The organism is Halorubrum sp. Boch-26 (assembly GCF_029889805.1).
Lineage (GTDB): Archaea > Halobacteriota > Halobacteria > Halobacteriales > Haloferacaceae > Halorubrum.
This window is the reverse complement of sequence record NZ_JARANT010000003.1, coordinates 1-23080: the sequence shown is the minus strand read 5'-3', so window position 1 is coordinate 23080 and position 23080 is coordinate 1. Positions and strand designations below refer to the sequence as shown.

19 protein-coding genes are annotated in these 23080 nt (G+C 66.1%); 8 read left to right on the top strand and 11 right to left on the bottom strand.

Annotated features, from left to right (window positions below):
- From OQF71_RS00830 to OQF71_RS00795, 8 genes are all read right to left on the bottom strand, one after another.
- Window positions 1-1509: a CoA-acylating methylmalonate-semialdehyde dehydrogenase gene (locus OQF71_RS00830; RefSeq protein WP_280585168.1), complete on the bottom strand. Its 1509-nt coding sequence runs from the start codon at window positions 1507-1509 to the stop codon at window positions 1-3.
- Complete coding sequence (locus tag OQF71_RS00825; protein ID WP_280585166.1) at window positions 1506-2642, bottom strand: saccharopine dehydrogenase NADP-binding domain-containing protein; 1137 nt, start codon at window positions 2640-2642, stop codon at window positions 1506-1508. Before OQF71_RS00825 ends, OQF71_RS00830 begins: the two co-directional genes overlap by 4 nt.
- Window positions 2639-4066 (bottom strand): aldehyde dehydrogenase family protein, encoded by a 1428-nt coding sequence (locus tag OQF71_RS00820; RefSeq protein ID WP_280585164.1) that lies wholly within the window; start codon window positions 4064-4066, stop codon window positions 2639-2641. Before OQF71_RS00820 ends, OQF71_RS00825 begins: the two co-directional genes overlap by 4 nt.
- Before the next feature lie 155 nt (window positions 4067-4221).
- A complete protein-coding gene (locus tag OQF71_RS00815) occupies window positions 4222-5730 on the bottom strand; it encodes an aldehyde dehydrogenase family protein (protein ID WP_280585163.1) in 1509 nt (502 codons plus the stop codon).
- Window positions 5731-5856: 126 nt separating this feature from the next.
- Window positions 5857-6990, bottom strand: coding sequence for an ABC transporter ATP-binding protein (locus OQF71_RS00810; RefSeq protein ID WP_280585162.1), 1134 nt, complete (start codon window positions 6988-6990; stop codon window positions 5857-5859).
- Between the two features lie 3 nt (window positions 6991-6993).
- Entirely contained in the window at window positions 6994-8196 is a 1203-nt protein-coding gene (locus tag OQF71_RS00805) for an extracellular solute-binding protein (protein ID WP_280585161.1), read from the bottom strand.
- Window positions 8197-8287: 91 nt separating this feature from the next.
- A complete protein-coding gene (locus tag OQF71_RS00800; RefSeq protein ID WP_280585160.1) occupies window positions 8288-9118 on the bottom strand; it encodes an ABC transporter permease in 831 nt (276 codons plus the stop codon).
- Window positions 9115-10125, bottom strand: a complete 1011-nt coding sequence (locus OQF71_RS00795; protein ID WP_280585159.1) for an ABC transporter permease — start codon at window positions 10123-10125, stop codon at window positions 9115-9117. Before OQF71_RS00795 ends, OQF71_RS00800 begins: the two co-directional genes overlap by 4 nt.
- Window positions 10126-10303: 178 nt before the next feature.
- On the opposite strand from OQF71_RS00795, the gene OQF71_RS00790 reads away from it, so the two are divergent.
- The 5 genes from OQF71_RS00790 (at window position 10304) to OQF71_RS00770 (ending at window position 15653) form a co-directional block, all read left to right on the top strand.
- The gene (locus tag OQF71_RS00790; RefSeq protein ID WP_280585157.1) at window positions 10304-10756 is read left to right on the top strand and encodes an Lrp/AsnC family transcriptional regulator; all 453 of its coding nucleotides are present in this window, start codon (window positions 10304-10306) and stop codon (window positions 10754-10756) included.
- A complete protein-coding gene (locus OQF71_RS00785) occupies window positions 10753-11643 on the top strand; it encodes an arginine deiminase family protein (protein ID WP_280585156.1) in 891 nt (296 codons plus the stop codon). The genes OQF71_RS00790 and OQF71_RS00785 overlap by 4 nt, the downstream gene beginning before the upstream one ends.
- A 78-nt stretch (window positions 11644-11721) precedes the next feature.
- A complete protein-coding gene (locus tag OQF71_RS00780; protein ID WP_280585154.1) occupies window positions 11722-13107 on the top strand; it encodes an aspartate aminotransferase family protein in 1386 nt (461 codons plus the stop codon).
- A gap of 95 nt (window positions 13108-13202) precedes the next feature.
- A complete protein-coding gene (locus OQF71_RS00775; protein WP_280585208.1) occupies window positions 13203-14438 on the top strand; it encodes an aspartate aminotransferase family protein in 1236 nt (411 codons plus the stop codon).
- A 3-nt stretch (window positions 14439-14441) separates the two neighbouring features.
- A complete protein-coding gene (locus tag OQF71_RS00770; RefSeq protein ID WP_280585153.1) occupies window positions 14442-15653 on the top strand; it encodes an FAD-dependent oxidoreductase in 1212 nt (403 codons plus the stop codon).
- A gap of 48 nt (window positions 15654-15701) precedes the next feature.
- Here the strand turns inward: OQF71_RS00770 and OQF71_RS00765 are convergent, their stop codons facing one another.
- Window positions 15702-17015, bottom strand: coding sequence for a phosphoribosylamine--glycine ligase (locus tag OQF71_RS00765; RefSeq protein WP_280585151.1), 1314 nt, complete (start codon window positions 17013-17015; stop codon window positions 15702-15704).
- A 103-nt stretch (window positions 17016-17118) separates the two neighbouring features.
- Here OQF71_RS00765 and OQF71_RS00760 point away from each other — a divergent pair, with 103 nt between their 5' ends.
- The gene (locus OQF71_RS00760) at window positions 17119-17370 is read left to right on the top strand and encodes a glutamyl-tRNA reductase (RefSeq protein WP_280585149.1); all 252 of its coding nucleotides are present in this window, start codon (window positions 17119-17121) and stop codon (window positions 17368-17370) included.
- 81 nt (window positions 17371-17451) lie between these two features.
- Here the strand turns inward: OQF71_RS00760 and OQF71_RS00755 are convergent, their stop codons facing one another.
- Window positions 17452-17685, bottom strand: a complete 234-nt coding sequence (locus OQF71_RS00755) for a DUF2249 domain-containing protein (protein WP_280585148.1) — start codon at window positions 17683-17685, stop codon at window positions 17452-17454.
- A 314-nt stretch (window positions 17686-17999) separates the two neighbouring features.
- Between OQF71_RS00755 and katG the strand changes: the two genes are divergently transcribed.
- A complete protein-coding gene (katG, locus tag OQF71_RS00750; RefSeq protein ID WP_280585147.1) occupies window positions 18000-20144 on the top strand; it encodes a catalase/peroxidase HPI in 2145 nt (714 codons plus the stop codon).
- Between the two features lie 423 nt (window positions 20145-20567).
- On the opposite strand, the gene OQF71_RS00745 is transcribed toward katG, so the two are convergent.
- On the bottom strand, window positions 20568-21551 hold the full coding sequence (locus OQF71_RS00745; protein ID WP_280585146.1) for a nucleoside recognition protein: 984 nt from the start codon (window positions 21549-21551) through the stop codon (window positions 20568-20570).
- Between the two features lie 160 nt (window positions 21552-21711).
- Here OQF71_RS00745 and OQF71_RS00740 point away from each other — a divergent pair, with 160 nt between their 5' ends.
- On the top strand, window positions 21712-22641 hold the full coding sequence (locus OQF71_RS00740) for a hypothetical protein (RefSeq protein WP_280585144.1): 930 nt from the start codon (window positions 21712-21714) through the stop codon (window positions 22639-22641).
- Window positions 22642-23080 lie beyond the last annotated feature (439 nt).

The following is a 23080-nucleotide window of genomic DNA, read 5'->3' as shown; positions in this document are numbered from 1 at the left end:
TCAGTCCTCTCGGTCCGGCCAGCGCTCGATGTACACGGTCTCGTCGGTGTAGAACCGGACGACGTCCTCGGCCTGCGCGTGGAGGTCGCCGAAGAACGAGTCCTTCTGTCCCCCGAAGTGGAAGAACGCCATCGGCGCCGCCGTCCCGACGTTGATACCGACGTTCCCCGCCTCCAGCTCGTGGCGGCACGTCGCCGCCTCGTCGCCGCGGTTCGTGAAGACGGACGCGGCGTTGCCGTAGCGGCTCCGGTTGGCGACGTCGATCGCCTCGTCCAGGTCGCCGGCGCGGATCAGCGCCAGCACCGGCCCGAACAGCTCCTCCGTGGCGATCGTCATCTCCGGCGTCACCTCGCCGAACACCGACGGCGCGAGGAAGCTCCCCTCGTCGGAGGCGGCCCGCTCGCGCCCGTCGAGGAGCAGCTCCGCGCCCTCCTCGACGCCGGTCTCGATGGCGGACTCGATCCGGGCCTTCGCCTCACTGGAGACGACCGGCCCCACGTCGACGCCGTCGTCGAGGCCGTTCCCGACGGTCTGTGCCGCGGCTCGGTCGACGACCAGCTCAGCGAACTCGTCGTACACGTCGTCGTGGACGACCGCGACCGGGTTCGCCAGGCAGCGCTGCCCGGTGTTGGCGAACGCCGAGCTCACGGTCTTCTCGGCGGCGTACGACAGGTCCGCCGCGTCGCTCACGATGACGTGGTTCTTCGCGCCGCCCTGCGCCTGCACGCGCTTACCGTTCGCGGCCGCCGTCTCGTAGACGTGTTCCGCGACGCCCGTGCTCCCGACGAACGAGGCCCCGACCACGTCGTCGTGCGTCAACAGCGCGTTCACCGTGTCGGGACCCCCGTGGACCAGCGAGACGACGCCCTCCGGGAAGCCGGCCCGTTCGAGCAGCTCGAACAGCGCGATCGCCGTGTACGGCGTCCGCTCGCTCGGCTTGAGGACGAACGCGTTCCCGCAGGCGACCGCGTACGGGAGGAACCACAGCGGGATCATGCCGGGGAAGTTGAACGGCGTGATCGCGGTGAACACGCCGAGCGGGTGCCGGACCGCCGTCTCGTCGATCCCCGGCGCGGCGTGCTGGAGGTGCCCGCCCTGCAGCAGCGTCGGCGCGCCGCAGGCGACCTCGACGTTCTCGATCCCGCGGCGGAGCTCGCCCTCGGCCTCTGCCCGCGTCTTCCCATGCTCGCGCACGAGCAGTTCCGCGATCTCCGACTGGTGCTCCTCCAGCAGCGACTTGAACTGGAACAGCGGCTGAATCCGCTCTTCGACCGGCGCCTGCCGCCACTCCTCGAACGCCTCGTCCGCCACGCCGACCGCGGCGTCGACGTCTGACTCGGTGCTGTTCGGCGTCTCGCCGAGCGTCTCGCCGGTCGCCGGGTCGACGACCGTCTCGGCGACGCCGCCGCTCGGGCGCGTCCAGTCGCCGCCGACGTAGTTCGCGATCGGCCGGTCGAGGAGGCCGTGCAGGTCGGTGACGCCCCGTTCGCCGGTTCCCTCGACGCTCATTCGATCTGCTCCCCTTCGATGACGATCTCGCGGTCCGCGAGCTCGTCGATGAACTGCTCGGGATCGAACAGCTCCTCCGGCGGCTTCGCGCCGGCGGCCGTCGCGTCACCCTGTCCGACGAGCACCGCCGCGATCCCCATCGGGACGCCGGTCCAGACCGCGGTCGCCTTCAGGCCCCAGTCGTCGAGGCGTGACTCCACCACGGTCGAGTACCGGTACTGGGCGTGTTCGCCGTCTTCCGTCCCGGCGACGTCGACGCGGAAGGACTTCCACTCTTCGGCCGGGCCGGGCTTCGGCTGCCGGTCGAGGTGCCAGTCGAGGAACTCGCGGGGCGAGGTCTCGACGCCCTTGTACTCGACGGGCTCCTCGCTGGTGAGGTTCAGCCCGATCAGCACGTCGCAGATGTTGACGAGGTCGGGGGAGAACGCGACCCGGAAGTCGACGTCGTCGACGCCGGGGAACGTGGTCGGCATCGTCGCCAGCTCCGAGTGGATGCTGTGGAACCCCTCGACCTCGCCGACCGGCGACGGCATCGTGTACGTCTCGCGGCCGGAGAGCGGGTCGAGCGTCCGGTACTCGCCGTCCTCGTAGACGACGGGGTCCATCGTCAGCTCGTCGAGGATCGTCTTCGCGGAGTAGGCGAACCCCTCGCCGCCGCCGCGCGCGCCGGTGCGGATGTGAATCGATTCGACCTCGTCGAGGTGGCTCGCTCCCATCGCGGTCGCGATGTTCGTCAACCCCGGGCTGGCACCCATTCCGAGGACGGCGGTCAGCCCGGCGTCGGCGAACTCCTCGTCGTACTCTAGCTGGTCCTGCGTCTTGTGGTACAGCCCGCCGAGGTCGAGGTAGTGACAGTCGGCGTCGAGACACGCCTCCATCACCGCGACGTTGAACGCGTACGGGAGCGCGTTGGCGACCACGTCGGCGTCGGCGAGCGTCTCGACCACGCTCTCGTGATCGGTCACGTCGACGCGCGCCGTCTCGACGTCACCCGGGAGCTCGGTGGCGAACTCGTCTGCGGAGTCGATGTCCGCGTCCGCGATGAGGAGGTCGTCGACCGCCTCGTTCTCCGCGAGTTCCCACGACGTCGCTCTACCCATCGCGCCGCAACCGCCCAGCGCGACGACTCTCATTCGGTGCCTCCGTAGTTCATCATCACAGATTTCACTTGTGTCATAGCTTCTAAGTGCCACTTGCTGCCGTACCGCCCGCCGGAACCGCTCTCGCCGTAGCCGCCGAACGGGAGCAGTCGTTCCCAGTAGTTGTTCGTCTCGTTGATGAACACGCCACCCGCCTTGATGCGGTTCGCGGCGTCGTGAGCGCGTTCCAGCGAATCGGTGAAGACCGCCGCCTGCAGCCCGTACGGCGAGCGGTTCGCGATCTCGATCGCCTCCTCGTACGACGACGCGGTGAGGACCGGGGTCACCGGGCCGAACGTCTCCTCGGTGGCGACGTCCATCTCCTCGGTCACGCCGTCGAGCACGGCCGGCGTGAAGAACAGCCCGTCCGTCTCCCCGCCGGTCCGGGCCGTCGCGCCGCGCTCCACGGCGTCGTCGAAGTGAGCGCGGGCCTTCGACTGGATTCGCTCGGAGATCATCGGGCCGACGTCGACCCCGTCCTCGAAGGGGTCACCGAGCACGAGGTCTTCAGTTCGCTCCACGATGGCGTCGACGAGATCGTCGTGGACGCCTTCGGTCGCGATGACGCGCTCCGTCGCACAGCAGACCTGTCCCGCGTTCCAGTTGCTGCCCGTGACGATACTGTCGGCCGCGTGCTCCACGTCCGCGTCGTCGAGGACGACGATCGGGTCCTTCCCGCCGAGCTCCAACAGACACTGGGCGTTGCGCTCGGCCGCCGACTTCGCGATCTCTTGGCCGACCGCGCTGCTGCCGGTGAACGCGATCAGGCGAATGTCGCGGTTACCGACGAGCGCCGCACCGGTGTCGCCGTCGCCGGTGACGAGGTTGAACGCGCCGTCCGGGAGGCTCGACTGAGCGAACGCCTCCGCGATGTGGTACGCCGTCAGCGGCGTCTCTTCCGCCGGCTTGAACACGACCGGATTGGCCGTCGCGATTGCGGAGTAGATGCTGCCGCCCGGAATTTCCAGCGGGAAGTTCCACGGGGAGATCACCGCGCACGGCCCGTAGGGCTCACGTTGCGTGTACGCGAACCGGTCGCGCCACTCGGAGGGGACGACGTCGCCGAACAGGCGGATGGCGTCGTGAGCGTAGTCCTCGCTGGAGTCGATGACGTACTCGGTCTCCTCGTAGGACTCGTGAAGGGGTTTCCCCTCTTCCTCGGTGATCCCCTCCGCGATCTCGTCCTCGTGTTCCTCGAAGTAGTCCGTCACCTCGTCGAGCACCTCCGCGCGCTCGAACGCGGTCATCCCTTCGAGTTCCGTCTGGGCTCGGCGCGCGGCCTCGACCGCGGCCGCCACGTCACGGTCGTTCGCTTGCGGGACCGTGTCGATGACCTCTCCCGAGACGGGAGAGACGACGTCGATCCCGGCAGACGATTCCGAGTCGACCCACTCTCCGTCGATGTACAGTTGGCGCATGTGTCGTGTCCTCGGTGGCCATACAGCAACACCCATGAAAAATCTTTCCCGATACGCCCCATTTCACCGAATTATATTCGGCCATCTGCGATCCAAAGGGGAATACCAACGGGTGTTCACCGCTTATCGACTGAAATTGGCCTCGCCCTACGCGATCAGTACGGCGGTTCGTCGAGCGCGAGATTGACCGACTTCGATCGGGTATGCTCTTCGAGCGCCTGTTGTGCGCACTCGCGGCCGAACCCGGACTGCTTGAACCCGCCGAAGGGCGTGCCGGGAACCGTTCCGAAGTACTGGTTGACCCAGACGCTCCCCGCTTCGACGTCGGCGGCCGCGCGGTGGGCCACGGACGGGTTCTCGGTCGCGATTCCCGCCGTGAGTCCGTAGTCGACGCCGTTCGCGATCTCGATCGCCTCCGCGTAGTCCGAGAACGTCATGAGGAACTGCACCGGGCCGAACACCTCCTCTTGAGCGATCTGCATGTCCGGGTCGACGTCGTCGAAGACTGTCGGCTGGTAGAAGGCGCCGTCGGCGTACTCGTCGCCTTCCGGGGCCTCGCCGCCGCTGAGGACTGTCGCTCCCTCGTCGCGACCCACTTCGACGTAGTCGTCGACGCTCTGACGGTGGCCCTCGTAAGCCAGCGGACCCATCGCCGCTCCGTCTTCGAGCGGATCACCGGGTTCCCAGCCGGCGAGTTCGTCGAGGTACGCGTCGACGAACTCGTCTTTCACGTCCTCGTGGACGAGGAGCCGTGTCGCCGAATCGCAGGACTGGCCCGCGTTGTACATCCCGCCGGTCGCGGCGTTCGCGGCCGCCTCCTCGATGTCGGCGTCCGGGAAGACGACGAACGGGTTCTTGCCGCCCAGTTCGAGCGTTACGGGCGTCACGCTGTCCGCGGCGGTCCGCATGATCGACTGGCCGACCGGGACGGACCCCGTGAACGACACCTTCTCCACGTCGGGATGGTCGATGATCGGTTCGCCCACGTCGGCTCCGGAGCCCGGAACAACGTTTATCACACCGTCGGGGAGGACGCCGTCGGCCAGCTGCGCGGCCCGGATCACCGACAGCGGGGCCGGACTCGGTGGCTTGACGACCGTCGTGTTCCCGGCCGCCAGCGCCGCCCCGACCTTCCACCCCATCAGCAGGATCGGGTAATTCCACGGGAGGATCTGTCCCGTGACGCCGTACGGCTCCTGCCGGACGTACGCGTGCGAATCCGTCCCGGTCGGAACGTACTCGCCCTCCTGCGCGACCGAGACGTTCGCGTAGTACTCGAAGAAGTCGAGCCCGTTCTCGATGTCTGCCTTCGCGTACGCGAGCGGCTTGCCGATCTCCAGCGTCTGCAGCAACGCCAGCTCGTCGACGTTGTCCCGTAGTTCGTCGACCCACGTGCGAAGCAGTTCGGCTCTCTCGCCCGCGTCCATCGCTCCCCAGCCGTCGTTGAACGCGGCGTCGGCCGCCGCGACGGCGTCGTCGACCTCCTCGCCGCCGCACCGCGCGACGGCCGTTATCGGCTCGTCGACCGACGGGTCGGTCGGTTCGAACGTCTCTCCGTCACTCGCCGGTCGCGTCCCGCCGTCGATGTACGCCCCGAAGTCGAGCTCAGCGATTTCACCGTGCGCCTGTTCGTGTCGGTCCCGAATCGTGCCTGTGAAGTCCATAATCGTGTGTATGTCGTCGGTCGCGTCACTCCGGACCGGTCTCCGGAGTTATCGTCTGCCGTGTCGTTCCGTCTACCGTCCGAGGCCCGCACGTCCCCGCCAACGCGGGAGTCGCGCTCACCCCGATTACTCGGTGAGTACGACGCTGTTCTCGGGCGCCCAGCCGATCTGAACCGTCTCTCCCGGCTGGAGGTACGACCCCTGATCGCGGATCTGCATGTCCACGGTGAACTGCTCGCCGTCGTCCAACCGAACGACGAACTTGCCGAGGTTCCCCTTGTAGATCTCGTCGATGATCTCCGCCTGGAAGCTGTTGTCGAGCCCGACGGCGTCGTCGCCGATGCGGATCTTCTCCGGTCGGACGGCGAACCCGGCAGTCGATCCGGCCGCCGGATTCTTCGGAACGCGATACGAGCGGCCGTTCCGCCGGATGGTCGCCCCCTCGGCGGTTTCCGAGTAGTCGCCGCGGACGAGGTTCGTCTCGCCGATGAAGTCCGCGACGAACTCCGTCGCGGGCTCCTCGTAGATCTCGGTGGCGGTGCCGAGCTGCTCGACCTGGCCGTCGTTCATCACCGCGATCTGGTCGCTCATCGTGAGCGCCTCCTCCTGATCGTGGGTGACGTAGACGAACGTGGTGTCCAGCTCCTCCTGAAGGTTTTTCAGCTCGACCTGCATGTTCTGTCGGAGCTTCAGATCGAGCGCCCCGAGCGGCTCGTCGAGCAGGAGCACGGCCGGCTCCGTGATGAGCGCCCGCGCCAGCGCGATACGCTGCTGTTGACCGCCGGAGAGCTCGCTGACCCGCCGGTCTTTGGTCTCCGGCAGTTCGACGAGTTCGAGCATCTCCTCGACGCGCGATTCGATCTCCTCGTTGGATCCGCGACGCACGAGCCGCTTGAGCGATCGGCCGACGCCGCCGCGGCCCGCCTCGCCGCTCTCGTCGACTCCCTGCATCTGGAGCCCGAAGGCCACGTTCTCGCCGACGGTCATGTGCGGGAACAGCGCGTACGACTGGAACACCATGCTGGTGTTGCGCTCGAACGGCGGGACGTGCGTCACGTCCTCGTCTTTGATGTACACCGCGCCCTCCGTCGGCGTTTCGAAGCCGTCGATACAGCGGAGGAGCGTGGTCTTCCCGCACCCGCTCGGTCCGAGCAGGGTGAGGAACTCGCCGGATTCGACCTCCAGATCGACGTCGTCGACCGCGACGACGTCGTCGAACCGCTTCGTCACACCCTCTAGCCGAACGTCGTAATCCGTCATTCCTCAGGCGCTCTTGATCTCTTGCCAGGCGTTGCTGTAGAGCGTCGTCGCCTGACCGATGTTCTCGATGTATTCGAGGTTGCTCATCGTCTCGTCGTCGGGGTAGATCGACTCGTTGTTGAGGACGTCGTCGAGGATGTACTCCTCGGCGGCCTCGTTGGGGCTCCCGTAGTACGTGTAGTTCGTGATCTCGGCGCCGACTTCGGCGTCGAGGAAGTGGTCGATGAACGCGTGCGCCGCGTTGACGTTCTGCGCCTCCGCCGTGATCGCCGCGGTGTCGACCCACACGACGCCGCCTTCCTCCGGAATGACGTAGTTGATCGGGGAGCTCCCGTCCTCGAACGTCTCCCAGTACGCCTGGAACGCGCCGCCGGACCACGCGTGGAGTGGGCTGAGCTGCTCGTTGATCAGGTTCGTCGGGAAGTTCGACGAGTCGTACGTCGCGAGGAGGTCCTTCTGCTCGATGAGCAGCTCCTTCGCCTCCTCGATCTCGGACTCCTCGGTCGTGTTGAGCGAGTAGCCGAGGTACTTCAGCGCTGCGCCCATCGTCTCGCGCACGTCGTCAAGCATCGACATCTGCCCCCCGAACTCCTCGTTCCACATCGTCTCCCAGGAGGTCACCTCGATGTCGCCGACCATTTCCTCGTTGTACGCTATCCCAGAGGTGCCCCACTGGTACGGGACCGAATAACGCTCTTCGCCCGGGTCGTACGGCGCCTCTTCGAACATCTCGGAGAGGTTCCCGAAGTTCGACAGGGCGTCGAGGTTGAGGGATTGGATCATGTCCTGCTCGTTCAGGACGTTGACCATGTAGTCGCTCGGGAAGATCAGGTCGTACTGACCCGTTCCGCCCGCGTTCAGCGCGTTGAACATCTCCTCGTTCGAGGAGTACAGCGAGACGGAGACGGAGACGTCGTACTCCTCTTCGAAGCCGCTGACGAAGCCGTCGGGCCAGTAGTCGCCCCACTGGAAGACACGGAGCTCGTCTTCGATCTCCCCGTCGCCGCCGTCACTGCCGCCGCCGCCGCCGTCACTGCCGCCGCCGTCGCTGCCGTCGCTGCCGTCGCTGCCGTCGTCTCCGCTCCCGCCGTCGCCGCCGTCGCTTCCGCCGCTACATCCCGCGAGTCCTACGAGTCCGGCCGCCGAGACGGCACCGGTGGTCCGGAGGAACGTTCGCCGATCGCTGGTGGATTGCTGTTGTGGCATGGGTTGTCAGTGTCTCTTTTTCTCCAACTGCGACACCACACCATAAATATTTCGGGAGATCATGCGTTCAGTCGCATATATTTCACATAATTCACCACGTCGGTCCCTGAAACCATTGGGCGACGGCGACGAGCGCCATGGTGACGACGATGATCAGCGCCGCGACGACGTTGACGCCGGGCGAGATCCCCTGCCGGACCATTCCGAAGAAGAAGATCGGGAGCGTGTTCTCCTGCCCGATAATGAAGAAGGTAACCACGAAGTCGTCGAAGCTCATCGCGAACGCGAGCAGCGCGCCCGCGAAGATCCCCGGCTTGATCATCGGAAGCGTCACGAACCGGAACGTCTCCAGTTCGTTGGCGCCGAGGTCCATCGCTGCCTCCTCCATCGTCTGGTCGAAGGTCTGCAGTCGCGCGGCGACGACGACCGCGACGAAGCTGATCCCGAACGCGACGTGACCGATGATCGCCGTGCCGATCCCCAACTGGACCCCGATGATGTTGAAGAACAACAGCAACGAGATCCCCATCACGATGCTCGGAATGATGATCGGCATGAACACGACGCCGGTGAACAGCCGCTTGCCGGGGAACTCGTAGCGGTCGAGGGCGAACGCGAGCATCGTCCCGAATACGGTGCTAATGACGACCGTCGCCGCGGCGATCCCGACCGAGTTCATGAACGCGTTCCACGCGGCGGTCGGGTCGACCCGAGCGACCGTCTCGCCCTGCAGCAGTGCCGTGTACCATTTCGTCGTGAACCCCTGCCAGACGACCGCGTACCGCGAGTCGTTGAACGAGAGGGTGATCAGCACGGCGATCGGCAGGTAGAGGAACAGGTACACGAACGCCGTCTGGGCCAAGAGGACCCCGGAACCGCGCTCGAACAGCGACGCGCGCGCTCGACGGAACGCGCTCATCATGCGAGATCACCTCCCCCGCGCTGGTAGGCGGCGATGCTGAGTAGCATGACTCCCATGAGAACGAACGCTCCCGCGGCTCCGAGCGGCCAGTGGCCGGCGGATCCGAACTGGTCGGCGATGAAGTTGCCGATCATCTGACTGTCGGTGCCGCCGAGGAGTTCGGGGATCACGTACGCGCCCGCGCTCGGGATGAACACGAGGATGCTCCCCGCCATCACGCCCGGTTTCGACTGCGGGAAGATGACGTGATAGAACGCCTCGAAACGGTCCGCTCCGAGGTCCATCGCCGCCTCTTGGAGCGTGAAGTCGATCTCCTCGATGCTGGAGTACACCGGGAGGATCATGAACGGGATCCAGATGTAGACGAGCCCCAGGAGGACGGCGAACCGCGAGTTCATCAGTGTCACTCCTTGCTCGACGAACGGAAGCAGCGCGAACGCGCTCATCAGCACGCTGTTGGCCGACAACAGCAGCTGGATGGCGTAGATGCGGACGAGGAAGGAGGCCCAGAAGGGGAGGATGACGAGCACGACGAGGAGGTTCTGGTACTCCTCGGGCGCGATGTGACCGATGTAGTAGGCCATCGGGTAGCCGACGACGAAGGAGACGACCGTCGCAAGGATCCCGTAGCCGATACTCTTGAACAGCAGCCTGACGTACGGCGTCGGCTGCGTCGACGCGAGCGACTGCGTTCCGGGAATCACCGTGTCGATCAGCCACGCGGTCGTCGTCCAGACTGCCCCGAGCACCGAGAGGCCTTCGGGAACGAAGAACCGGCGGTACTGCTGGAGTCCGAGGTTTTCGGTCGCCAGCAGAACTTCGCCGAACGCGCCTCGTTCCCCGAAACTGTAGAAGAACATCACGGCGAGCGGTGCTAAGAAGAACACGCCGAGCCAGAACGCGCTCGGTGCGAGGTTGACGACCGCACCGGTCCACTGGTTGCGGCGGACCCGCTGAACCAGTTGCGCGTCGATGCCCGACGCCCGATTGTTGCTATCGCGTCCCATTCTCCCGTTGGCGTACCACACCCCACATGAAATATGTTTGGGCGTACTCGATACTTACAGACAAACCTACGAGAAGATCCGCGCTTGAGGAAATATTATTATGGACGATCTCGTACCAACGAATAAACTCGTGCAGCCAAACAAAACACATAGGGATCCAGCCGTCGAACCGCCGTACATGGACATCGACGAGGTCGATCGGAAGATCCTCGCTATTCTTCAGGTCGACGGTAGGGCGGCCCTCTCTGAGATCGCGAGGCGGCTCGACATGGGAACGGCGACCATCCACGAGCGAACGAAGGCGTTAGAAGAAGAGGGGTACATCCGCGATTACCGCGCGGTGCTCGACCCGGAGCTCCTCGGACGCAACGAGGTCGGCTTCATCCGGATCGAGGCGACGGCCGGTCGGTCGTCGGAAGTCGCCGAACGCCTCGTCGAGGTGACGGCGATCCAAGAGATCCACGAACTCACGGGCGACGCGGACCTGTTGTTGAAGGTCCGCGTCGCCGACCGCCAGGAGATGACCGATCTGTTGCGGGAGATCGGTCAGTACGAGGGGGTCGAGAGCACCGCGACCGACGTGGCGCTCCGGAGCGTGAAGGAAGAACACACGCTGCGGATAGACGAATGAACGGCATCTGGGATCTCGAACCGTCCGTCAGATCGGAGTACGGCTCGCTCGAGCAGGTGCTGGTCCACGAGCCTGGCGAGGAGTTCAAATCGGTCGTCGATCCGGACGCGTGGAACTGGGATGGGCTGCCGCGTCAGGAGAAAGCCGCCAAAGAGCACCGTTCGCTCGTGACGGAACTGGAGGCACACGGCGTCGAAGTGCTCACGCTCGAGGGAGTGATGGGGAGCCTCGCGGAATCGCTCTTCGTTCGCGACGTCGGGTTCGCGATCGGCGGCGGAATCGTGATCGGGAAGATGGTGGAGGAGACCCGACACGGGGAGGAACGTCGGCTCTCCGAGCGCATGACGGAGCTGGGAGCGCCGATCTATCACACCGTTCACGGCGACGGCGGCTTCGAGGCCGGAAACATGGTGTGGATCGACCAAGAAACCGTCGCTATCGGTCGATCGCAGACCACCAACGCGGCCGGGATCCGACAGGTTCGGACCGTCTTGGAGACGTTCGGGGTCGACGTGGTCGAGGTGCCGATCTTCGGTAGCACGGAGAGTACCGGCCAGACGCATCTCGCTTTGGTGTTCGGCATGGTCGCACCCGATCTCGCGCTCGTCTACTCCGAGGCCGTTCCTCCGGAGTTCCTCGACGTGCTCCACGACCGGGGCATCGAAACGGTCTCGGTACCGATGCGGGAACAGCGTAATCGAGCGACCAGTGCTATCGTCGTCGATCCCGGGACCCTGCTCCTCCCCTCCGGAAACCACGAGGTGCGCGCCGCTCTCACCGACCGCGACTTCCACGTTATTGAGCTGACCCTCAGAGAGATCAGGAAGGCGGGCGGCGGTCCGAAGGGACTCGTGCTCCCGCTGTCTCGAACTGTTGCCGGAGAATAACACGAATTACCGTATCTATTTCGGCCTCAGATTGTGTTTGCCAAAGATTTATCTTCCACCCGTTCGTCAGCTACGCCGATGAGCCTCGGTGACAAGGAGCGCGACCATGCACGCCCGTTGGAAGAGAAGACGTCGAAGAGCCGGGAGTTTCACCGGCGCGCGTCGAACGTAACGCCGCTCGGGGTCGAATCGAACGTTCGTTCGTTCGACCCGTACCCGTTCTACATAGAGGAGACGGACGGCTCGTACGTCTACGACATGGACGACAACGAGTATCTGGACTTCCTCCTAGCGCTCGGTCCGATCATCCTCGGACACGGCCACCCCGAGGTCCAGGACGCCGTCAAACGGCAGGTCGAGAAGAGCGACCTGACCGCGACGCCCCAGCCAGTCGCCATCGAGTTCATGGAGAAGGTCTGCGAAATGGTCCCGTCCATCGAATCTGTTCGGATGGCGAACAGCGGCACGGAGGCGACGATGCACGCGCTCCGAGTCGCGCGGTCCTACACCGGGAAAGAGAAGATCGCTAAGCCAGAGGGAGGATACGCGGGCGCGCACGACTACGCGCTGCAGAGCGTCTACGCCAGCGAGGAGGCGCTCGGCCCGGAGGACGAGCCGAACACGGTGTCGTACGGGACGGGCATCCCCGACGCGGTGAGCGAGACGGTCGTCGCGTTCCCCTTCAACGACAAGGAGGCGACCGAGAAGATCCTCCGGAAGCACGCCGACGACATGGCGGCCGTGATCATCGAACCGGTGATGTTCTCGTGCGGCTGTCTCAAGCCGCGTGACGGCTATCACGAATTCCTCCGCGAGCTGACGGAGGAGCTCGACATCGTCCTCATCTGGGACGAGGTGATGACCGGCTTCCGGCTGGGCCCGCAGTCCGCGCAGGGCCGGTTCGGCGTCACGCCGGACATGACGACGTTCGCGAAGGCCGCCGGGGCAGGCTACCAGGTCGCCGGATTCGGCGGTCGAGATGACATCATGGAAGAGATCATTCCGCCGAAAAAGAAGGAGGCCTCCAAGTGGAACTCCTCGGCGTTCCACGGCGGGACGTACAACGGCCACCCGGTCGCGGCCGCGGCCGGCCTGAAGACGCTGGAGATCCTCGACGAGCGCGACGTGTACGAACACATCGATCGCCTCGGCGAGAAGCTGTTCACCGGGCTGCAGGAGGCCGCCGACGACGTCGGGCTCCCGGTCAACGTCGAACACGTCGGCTCGATGGGGCAGGTGTACATGACCGATCACGACATCCACTCGTACCGCGACACGTGGCACGCGAACACCGACCGGTTCGCCGACTGGTGGCTCGAGGCCGCGGCCGACGGCGTCCTCTTCGGGAACCCCTTGCAGGGCGAGCGGTTCTTCACCACCTACAGCCACACGGGCGAGCAAGTCGATCACGCCTTAGAGGTCGCTGAAGACGCGTTCCGTGCGGTCGACCACCAGTACGACTAACCATGTCGAACCAGCCCGATCCCGCGACGACGGCAGAGTCGACAGCGGGCAGCCCGTCGAGTGAAACGGTCAAATCGCAGTACGACGACTACGTGATGCCGATCGCGAAGGGGTACGACTCGTTCGCGATCGAGCGGGCGTCGGACACGACGATGACGACGCCGGAGGGCGAGGAGTACCTCGACGTGTTCGCCGGAATCTCGGTGACGAACGCCGGACACAACGATCCCGCGGTCGTCGACGCGGCGAAGGACCAGCTCGATCGGCTCGTTCACACCTGTTCGTACGTCCACAGGAACGCACCGGTCGGCGAGCTCGCCGAACGCATCGCCGAGATCACACCGGGGAATCTCCAGAAGACCTTCTTCTGTAACTCGGGCACCGAGGCGGTGGAGGGCGCGGTGAAGCTCGCGCGGAAACACACCGGCAACAAGGAGGTCGTCGCTCTGGAGATGGCGTTCCACGGGCGGACGCTCGGAAGCCTCGCGCTCACCGGAAACAGCGCCTACAAGCAGGGGATGGCACCGACCATCAACGACGTGGCACACGCGCCCGCGCCGTACGCGTACCGGTGTGACCGCTGTGACGAGACGTGTTCGAGCGACTGTGCGGACGAGCTCGAGCGCGTCATCGGCACGCACACCTCGGGGGACTTGGCCGCCGTCGTCGTCGAACCCGTCATGGGCGAAGGGGGGATCGTCGTCCCGCCGGAGGGGTGGCTGCAGCGCGCGAAGGAGATCGCCCACGACCACGGCGGGCTTTTGATCGTCGACGAGGTGCAGACCGGGTACGGCCGAACGGGCACGATGTTCGCCAGCGAGCAGTTCGACGTGGTCCCCGACATCATGCCGCAGGCGAAAGGGATCGCCGACGGACTCCCGCTCGGCGCGTTCACGGCGCCCGCGGCGATCGCCGACAGCTTCGAGGCGGGCGACCACCTCTCCACGTTCGGCGGCAACCCCGTCTGTTGTGCGGCCGCGCTCGCCAACATCGACCAGTTAGAAGACGGAGTCGTCGAGAACGCGAACCGACAGGGGTCGTGGCTCGGTCCGCGTCTCGCGGAGCTGGAAGAGCGGTACGACTCGGTCGGCGAGACGCGCGGTCTCGGTCTCATGTACGGCGTCGAACTCCTCGCGGACGCGGACCGGACGCCCGCGAAGAAGGCCGCGACCGCCGTCCGCGAGCACATGCGTGACGAGCACAACGTCCTGATCGGCGTCGGCGGCTACCACAAGAACGTGCTCCGGTTCCAGCCGCCGCTCACCATCGACAGAGCGGAGCTCGAACGCGCAGTTGACGCCCTCGAATCGGGGCTCCGGACGGCCGAATAACCCATGACGAACGAGACGCTCGGGGAGACGGACGAACCGTTCGGACTCCCCGAGAGCGGGCGAGAAGACCGACCGTCCGTCGTGGTCGTCGGCGGCGGCGTGATCGGCTGCGCCGCTGCTCGGGAACTCGCGTCCGACCACCGCGTGCTCCTGCTCGAACGCGACCAGATCGCGAGCGGAGCGACGGCCCGCGCGGCAGGCGAGGTGACGATGGAGCCGTCCTACACGGACCACCCGGAGATCGCCGACTTCGCGACCGACTTCTTCCGGGCCTACGACGGGACGGGCGCCTTCGAGTACACAGAGACGCCGAGCGTGGAGCTCGTCACGCCCGACCGCGAGGACGCGGCGCGGGCCCGTGTCACCCGTCTTCGGGAGAGCGGCGTTGAGGTCGCGTTTATGGAAGCGTCAGCGGTCGAGCGTCGGTGGTCCTGGATCGACGCGTCACCGTTCGTCGGCGCCGTTCGGTTCACGGACACCGGCCACCTCGACCCGTACACGCTCACGACGACGCTGCAGTCCGACGCCGAGGCGCGCGGCGCGCGCGTCGAGACCGGCGTGACCGTGACGGAGATCCTGGCTGACGGCGAGCAGATCGAGGGTGTCGAGACGGACCACGGGACGATACGCGCCGACGACGTCGTCGTGGCGACCGGATGGCGTGCTAACGAGTTACTGGGCTCCACCCTCGAAACTCCGGTTCGACCGTACCGGACGCAGTGTTTGGTTCTCCGTCCGGAGTCGCCGATACCGGACTCGTTCCCGATGGGGTGGATCCCCGGGGAACACGTCTACTTCCGACGCGAGGGGAACGGGGACCTCCTCGTCGGCGGCTGGTCGTCCGCCGAGGACGACCCCGCGGCAGCGAGCGAGAGCGCCGATGAGGCGTTTCGCGACCACGTCGCGGCGCTCGTTCCGCGAGTCCTCCGAACGGATGACGCCTTCCGTGTGGTCGACGGCTGGGCGGGAATCGACGGGGCGACCCCCGACACCCGACCGATAATCGACGCACCGGCGGACACTCCCGACGGGCTCGTCATCGCCACGGGGTTCCACGGACGCGGCGTGATGACCGCGCCAGTCGCCGGGCGGCTCCTCCGGTGTCTCGTGGCCGACGAGGAGTCGCCCTTCCCGACCGAACCGTTCTCGCTCTCCCGATTCGACAGCCGGAGCCCGAACTTCGAGTTCCTGAGTATCAGTGCCGGTGGGAACTGACGACCGACCGGGTGAGATCAGCGCCAAATCCCGACGCCGGTACCGGATTCACTCCGGCCCGAGGTACCCCCACGCGAGCAGTCGGTCGCCGTCGCCGTTGACCCACCGTTCGCCGATGTCGTCGCGGTAGTACATGTTCGGCATGACGACGTCGTCGATGCGGTCGTACGCCTGCTCGCGCGCGCCCTGCATCGTCTCGCCCTTACCGGTGACGACGATCGGCATCCCGCTCTCGCCGGCGGCCCGCCACTGACCGTCGACCTTCTTCGCGTCCTCGATGTGGATGCCGTCGCGGCTCTCCGTTTCGAACACCACGGCCGCGTTCCGAGAGTTCTCGTCGTACGTCTTCTCGTCGTCGAACGGGAACGGCGGGAGCACGACTCGAACGGCGATTTGGTACCCATTGTGAACGTCTACCGCTGGCTTGTTGCCGTGCGCGAGATCGTAGAAGAATTCCCCGGTAGATGACTCGATCGACTCCTCCTGTAACGCGATCGTCGGGTACCCGAACCGCGGCGTGAACTCCAGCGGGTAGATGTCGTTCTCGTTCACGATACAGTTGATGTCGATGCTTCCGACATAGCCCTCGGCCGCGAGCCAATCTTCGATGTTCCCGAAGGTCTGCTTGAAGAGTTTGTTCTGGCCCGCCCAGAACATCGAGGTCCCCATCTCGCCAGTCGAAGGACCGATGTTCCCTGGGAATAATTTCTTATGCTCAAAATTGAAATTCACCTGATCAATGAACTCGTTCCCGTTGAAGAACCCGCAGATGGCGATCTCAACACCTTCGACTTTCCGCTGAAGTTGGAAGCCCTTCATCCGGTGTCCCCACGCCTTCTTGTAGGCGTGAAGCACCTCTACAACGTCGCTGCCATCGTCCTCATTCCCGACGTACAGCAGTCGTTTAACGTTCTGAACTTCCCCGAGTGGCTTGATGACGTACGGGGCTGGATTCTCCTGCACGTGCTGAATGCCCGCGTCGAAATCGTGGAAGATGTGGTGTTCAACGGTGTTGACACCGTGCTCTTCGAGAATCTCCATCGCGTAGCCGCGATCTTCTTCGAGACGATCGGTGTTCGGCGTCCCGCCGACGACCGCTTTCCCTTTCTCACGGAGCTCCTCGGCGAGTTCGCCCGTGCCGATATCGGAACCGACCCAGATATCGTCGAAAATGATGACATCCGCCCAGTCGACTTCTGCGCGCCAGTCATCCGTCTTCGAGACGAAACCGTTGCCAATCTCTCGGTCGCTTTCGGCTTCGATGTAGTACTTCACGTCGTGGCCCTCGCGGTGGACCTGCCACGCGAGGTCGGTGATCAGCGCGGCGTCGGCTGAGACGAACAGGAAGCGGGCGGCGTCCATACGTCGGTGTCTCCGGGCGAGAACTTGAGTGTGTGCCCGTCGCAGGATAGAAGCCGAACACGTTCGAGGAAACGCTCACCCGCGTGGGGGTTGAGCCACGAGCGTGGCATTCGAACGCTCCGACGCGCGGTCGGACCCGCCGACCGACGCACAGTGTGATCCGGACCGCGTCCGACGGCGGCTCCGGCGCCGAGCCGAGCGCATCGAACGCCGCGAGGTCGAGGAGGCGGTCTCCAAGCTCGAGGCGCGCGGCGACCTCACCGACGAGCAGCGGGAGACGGTCCGTCTCCTCGGGGCCGCCCTCCGTCGTCGGGTAGCGGCGCGCCCCGAGGCGGCGCTGGAGCGATCGGGTTAGGGCGACGTGACCGTTCGATCCCTCGCACGGTTGTTCGACGTGACCGGAGAGGCGGTTGTCTCACCGGACGAGTGACCGCCGTCAGGCCTCTACTTTCGGGAACTCGGCGACGAACTCGTCGGGCGCGTCCCGCTGGACCTCGTACCCCGCCTCGTCGAACGCGGGCACCTCGGCGGCCATCTCGTAGTACAGCGGTTTCGGTTCGTGGTCGTTGACGATGGTGAGCGTCTCGCCGGGGTCCATCCCGTCGAACTCCTCGTGAATCCGGTCGTGTCTGTTCATCGGCGGAATGTCGCGAACGTCCAGTCGTGGCATGCGTCCGAGCGTTCGCGACGCCTCCACATCCGTGTTGAGACGAATGTGTTCGGGAGTGCCTACAACGGACTGTGTTCGGGAGTGCCTACAACACCACCGTGCCGGATTCGGTGCCACTTTTCATAGCCGATTTCACCGGGAATCTCGGCGGTCTGACCCCCGAAACGCACCTGATACACGTAACGAAGTCACCGCATTTTTGTCGCAATGAAATCTATCTTCACAATATTGAAAAGTAGGTTATCTCCTTTCTGTGTATCTCTCCGAAGTAGACACCTTTTTATTCGAGGTGGAGGGAAAGACGGACGAACCTAATGTCTCAGAAGACCAATCAGGAGTGGTGGCCGAACCAGTTGAGTCTGGATACACTCGACCAGAACGCCCGTGATGTCGGACCTTACGATGACGACTTCGACTACGCAGAGGCGTTCCAGTCGCTCGATCTCGACGCGGTGAAGGCGGACCTCGAAGAGCTGATGACGAGCTCGCAGGACTGGTGGCCGGCCGACTACGGGCACTACGGACCGCTGTTCATCCGGATGGCGTGGCACAGCGCCGGGACGTACCGGACGGCGGACGGTCGCGGCGGCGCCGACGGCGGTCGACAGCGGCTCGCCCCGCTCAACAGTTGGCCCGACAACGCAAACCTCGACAAGGCGCGCCGGCTCCTCCTCCCGATCAAACAGAAGTACGGTCGCGCGCTCTCGTGGGCCGACCTGATGATACTCGCCGGGAACGTCGCCATCGAGTCGATGGGATTCAAGACGTTCGGTTTCGGCGGCGGCCGCGAGGACGCCTTCGAGCCCGACGACTCGGCCTACTGGGGCCCGGAGTCAGAGATGGACACGCAGGAGCGCTTCGACGAGCCCGGCGAGATCGAGCCGGGACTCGGGGCGTCCGTGATGGGACTCATCTACGTGAATCCCGAGGGCCCGGACGGCAACCCCGACCCCGAGCTGTCGGCGAAGAACATCCGACAGACGTTCGACCGCATGGCGATGAACGACAAGGAGACGGCGGCGCTCATCGCCGGCGGCCACACGTTCGGAAAGGTCCACGGCGCCGACGACCCCGACGAGCACCTCGGCGCCGAGCCGGAGGCGGCGCCCATCGAGGCGCAGGGCCTCGGCTGGGAGAACGACTACGGCACCGGGAAGGGCGGCGACACGATCACGAGCGGGATCGAGGGCCCGTGGACCGGCTCTCCGACCGAGTGGGACATGGGCTACCTCGACAACCTGCTGGAGTACGAGTGGGCGGCCAAGAAGGGTCCCGGCGGCGCGTGGCAGTGGACGCCCACGGACGAGTCGCTCCAGGGCAGCGCCCCGGACGCCCACGACCCGGACGAGAGCGTCACGCCGATGATGCTCACCACGGACGTCGCGCTGAAGCGCGACCCCGACTACCGCGAGATCATCGAGGAGTTCCAGGAGAACCCGATGGAGTTCGGTATGAACTTCGCGAAGGCCTGGTACAAGCTGACCCACCGTGACATGGGCCCGCCGTCGCGGCTCCTCGGTCCGGAGGTCCCGGACGAGGAGATGATCTGGCAGGACCCGATCCCCGAGGTCGACCACGGCCTGATCGGCGACGCCGAGACCGACGAGCTCAAAACGGAGATCCTCGACACCGACTTGACGCGCCAACAGCTCGTCAAGACCGCGTGGGCCTCCGCGTCCACCTACCGCGACAGCGACAAGCGCGGCGGCGCGAACGGCGCGCGCGTCCGGCTCGACCCCCAGCGCGACTGGGACGTGAACGAGCCGGAACAGCTCGACGCGGTACTGGATACCCTCGAAGAGATTCAGACGGAGTTCAACGCCTCGCGCACCGACGACGTGCGCGTCTCGCTCGCCGACCTGATCGTCCTCGGCGGCAACGCCGCCGTCGAGCAGGCGGCCGCCGACGCCGGCTACGACGTGACGGTCCCGTTCGATCCCGGGCGGACCGACGCCTCGCAGGAACAGACCGACGTCGGCGCGTTCGAGGCGCTCAAACCGCGCGTCGACGGATTCCGGAACTACCTCGGCGACGGCGTCGACCACCAGCCCGAGGAGCTGCTCGTCGACAAGGCGGACCTCCTCGACCTGACCGCCACCGAGACGACGGCGCTCGTGGGGGGAATGCGCACGCTCGGTGCCACCTACGAGAACACGGACCGCGGCGTCCTGACCGACACCCCCGGAACGTTAACGAACGACTTCTTCGTGAACCTGCTCGATATGGGGACCGAGTGGCGGCCCGTCGCGGAGGGCGCGGACGTGTACGAAGGCATCGACCGCGGGACCGGAGAGGTCGAGTGGGAGGCCACCCGGCTGGACCTCATCTTCGGCTCGCACTCCCGGCTCCGCGCCATCGCGGAAGTGTACGGGAGCGAGGGCGAAGACGAGACGTTCGTGCAGGACTTCGTTGACGCCTGGGCGAAGGTCATGCGGCTCGACCGCTTCGACCTAGAATAAAACGAGGTCGTTGCGTTCGTCGCGGATGTAGTTTTTAAATGCGGTGTCGATCGCTTTTAGAAGATCGTCACCTGCAGATGGGCGGTAACCCACTTCAAAACCCCAGCCGGGAGGACGGCCCCTTTGAGTCCCGCCACGATCATCGGAAGACGGTCCTGCTCGCTCACTCCGTTCGCCGCGCGGGCTGCGGCTTCCGTGCTCCCGCTCGTCTCACTCGCGAGACCGCACCGACACCGCAGCCTCACGCCTCCCCAGCCTCGCCGCGGCGGCGTTATAAACGCCGCCGCGGGCTCCCTCGCACGCGCTCTTCGCGCCCGATGGGCGCTCAGAGGCGCGCGCCGACCGCATGTCGTCTCATGAAGTGTGTCCGAGGGCCGCGGCCGCCCGTCGTAGTGATATCCGTATCATTCCACCCGCCGCCTCTCACCACACCGGCACGAGGAGCAGCGCGACGGTCGCCGAAATGAAGACCAGCTTCAGGGCGGTGTTGACGGCGATCACCTTCGTGCCGAACTCGGCGCCCCAGATCCCGTACTGGAAGGGGATCGAGCGCCGGAAGGTGGAGACGGCGAACGAGAGGATACCGCCGATGAGCAGACTCGCGACCGCGGTCCGGGTGGTGAACACGCCGGCCTCGGCGCCAGCGAGCGTCACGGCCCCGGCCGTCGTGTCGAGGGTGTAGACGGCGATCACTGGGACCGCGGCGCCGGGGAGCCCGAGGATCCCGGTGATCGGCTCCGCGACGCTCGTCAGCGCCTCGACGTCGTAGTTGGTGACGAGCGCGATCACGAGCGTGTATACGACCGCGAGCCGGGGGACGATACGGCGGAGGGTGGACCACGACTTGGCTCCCGCCTCTCGGACGCGCTCGCGGCTCGTCCGATCGTCGGCCTCGGGACCGCTCGCGTCGACATCGGCGAGGGCGGAGCGGTCCACGTTGCGCTCGGTGAGGAGGGCGCCGCCCGCGAGGACCCCCGTGACGGTGATCGCGAGGGCGATCCCGGCCCGCGCGGAGACGTAGACGGTCCCCGTCCGGGCACCCAGAATCGGGATCATCACCGGGACGTAGTAGGTGAACACGTGCTGGACGAAGCCGAAGAACGTGTTGATGGTCACGGCGACGAGCGTCGCCCGGTCGTCGAGCAGGCCCGACTCGCGGTACTCGGCGAGCGTGGCGTAGCCCGCGGTCGTCGACGCGGCGGTCGTGAGGATCGCGGTGCCGACCTCGTCGGGGAGGTTCGCGGGCCGGGTGAGCCACCCGGCCAGCCCGGCGACGTACCGGATCAGCCCGAACGCGACCGCGACGTTGGCGGCGAAGACGCCGATCGCGATGAACGCCGCGATCCGCGCGAGCCGCGGGGCGACCTCGGCGAGCAGGGCGACGACCTCGGCGGCGACCGGTTGCACGGCCGGCGGTACGCGGTCGCCGACCTAATGCGCGTCGAAACCGGCGTGCAGTGGCCGGGTCACGGGGCGCCCGCGCCCGCGACCTGCGTAGCGCCGCCCGCTCGGCTCCCCCGCCCCCGGCGCGCGGGGCTTATGGGACCCCCGCTCGAATCCCCGGCCGATGGCACCCGCGGAGGACGACATCTCGATCGAGGAGAAGCGCGTGTACGCCGGGACGGCGGGTCGCACCGACGCGTACGTCGCCACCGGGAGCGGCGTCGTCCGGGTGGCGCTGTCGGCCGACAAGGTCGGCGCGTTCGACATGGTCGCCCGCGAGTCGGCCCGCGACGTCGCGGTGCTCCCCCGCGACCGGGGGGCTGACCTCGTCGGATTCGCGACCGTCGAGGGCCTACGCGTCGGCCGCGTCGGCGGCGATGAACTCGACTTTGACCGTGTCACGTCCGACTCCGTCGTCGCCGTGGGCGTCCACGACGACGCGTTCCTCGTCGCCGGAGAGGAGGGCGGGATCGATCGGATCGCGGTCGATGACGTGGGATCCGACCCGGAGACGACGCGAGTAGGGTCCGTGTCGGAGCCGCGCGCGATAGACGGCCCCCTCGTCGCGGCCGCGGACGGGGTGTATCGGGTCGCCGAAGGCGACGGCGCCGCCGCGACCGACGCGAGTGCGGCCCGCGCGCTCACCGCGGTCGGCCTCGACGACGCGCGCGACATCGCCGGCGCGGGGATGCCCCTCGCGGCGACCGCCTCCGGGCTCTACTGGCTCGGCAACGGCTGGATGACGGCGCTGGAAGGGGTGGCCGAGGCGGTCGCGGCCGACGGCGACGGCCACGCGATGACGGTCGTCGAGGGCGAGCTCCTCGTTCACGCGGCCGACGCGTCTGCGAGTGGAACCGACGCGTGGGACGACGAGACGTGGCGACCGGCCGACCTCCCGGTCGACGAGGAGACCGTCGCGCTCGGCTACGGCCCCGGGATCTCCGTGGCCGTCACCGCGGCCGGCACGCTCTGCGTCGACGCCGGCGACGGCTGGCGACACCAGGTGGTCGGGGTGCGAGACGTGGAAGGCGTCGCGCTCGCGGTCGTGGAATGAATTGGCGATCGATTATAATCGATTACTGCCGCGGTGTCCACTTCTACATCCCCAGCCGCTCAATTATATGCAGCTGCTGGTGGCAGAACGGCGGTGAATGCCTGCAAAGCCCCAGCCGCGAGGCGGTCACACGCTCGCTGCGCGCTTCAGTCGCTCGCGTTGCTCGCTCCTTCTAGTGCTTGCGTCGCCTGTGACCGCCTCGCGGCTGCCCCTTTGAGTCCCACCCGCACAGCACCGCAACCGCACCTCACACCTCCCCAGCCTCGTCAGTCGTCCTCCGCTTCGCTCCGGACGACTGACTCCCTCGCGGGCTCCTCGCGGTCGCCGATAGTGACCGTCGAAAACTTTGTAATATTTGAGCGAGAGTATGAAGTATGCCTGGACCGTCGAAGGAGCTCGTCAAACATCTCACCGAAGAGGAGATCGACGAGACGATTGA

Bases quoted from the DNA above. Each gene is read 5' to 3' on its own strand.
- OQF71_RS00765 (WP_280585151.1), bottom strand. From the start codon at position 17,015: ATGGACGCCGCCCGCTTCCTGTTCGTCTCAGCCGACGCCGCGCTGATC.
- OQF71_RS00755 (WP_280585148.1), bottom strand. From the start codon at position 17,685: ATGCCACGACTGGACGTTCGCGACATTCCGCCGATGAACAGACACGAC.
- katG (WP_280585147.1), top strand. From the start codon at position 18,000: ATGTCTCAGAAGACCAATCAGGAGTGGTGGCCGAACCAGTTGAGTCTG.
- OQF71_RS00790 (WP_280585157.1), top strand. From the start codon at position 10,304: ATGGACATCGACGAGGTCGATCGGAAGATCCTCGCTATTCTTCAGGTC.
- OQF71_RS00825 (WP_280585166.1), bottom strand. From the start codon at position 2,642: ATGAGAGTCGTCGCGCTGGGCGGTTGCGGCGCGATGGGTAGAGCGACG.
- OQF71_RS00775 (WP_280585208.1), top strand. From the start codon at position 13,203: ATGCCGATCGCGAAGGGGTACGACTCGTTCGCGATCGAGCGGGCGTCG.
- OQF71_RS00815 (WP_280585163.1), bottom strand. From the start codon at position 5,730: ATGGACTTCACAGGCACGATTCGGGACCGACACGAACAGGCGCACGGT.
- OQF71_RS00810 (WP_280585162.1), bottom strand. From the start codon at position 6,990: ATGACGGATTACGACGTTCGGCTAGAGGGTGTGACGAAGCGGTTCGAC.
- OQF71_RS00820 (WP_280585164.1), bottom strand. From the start codon at position 4,066: ATGCGCCAACTGTACATCGACGGAGAGTGGGTCGACTCGGAATCGTCT.
- OQF71_RS00785 (WP_280585156.1), top strand. From the start codon at position 10,753: ATGAACGGCATCTGGGATCTCGAACCGTCCGTCAGATCGGAGTACGGC.
- OQF71_RS00780 (WP_280585154.1), top strand. From the start codon at position 11,722: ATGAGCCTCGGTGACAAGGAGCGCGACCATGCACGCCCGTTGGAAGAG.
- OQF71_RS00740 (WP_280585144.1), top strand. From the start codon at position 21,712: ATGGCACCCGCGGAGGACGACATCTCGATCGAGGAGAAGCGCGTGTAC.
- OQF71_RS00800 (WP_280585160.1), bottom strand. From the start codon at position 9,118: ATGATGAGCGCGTTCCGTCGAGCGCGCGCGTCGCTGTTCGAGCGCGGT.
- OQF71_RS00805 (WP_280585161.1), bottom strand. From the start codon at position 8,196: ATGCCACAACAGCAATCCACCAGCGATCGGCGAACGTTCCTCCGGACC.
- OQF71_RS00795 (WP_280585159.1), bottom strand. From the start codon at position 10,125: ATGGGACGCGATAGCAACAATCGGGCGTCGGGCATCGACGCGCAACTG.
- OQF71_RS00830 (WP_280585168.1), bottom strand. From the start codon at position 1,509: ATGAGCGTCGAGGGAACCGGCGAACGGGGCGTCACCGACCTGCACGGC.
- OQF71_RS00770 (WP_280585153.1), top strand. From the start codon at position 14,442: ATGACGAACGAGACGCTCGGGGAGACGGACGAACCGTTCGGACTCCCC.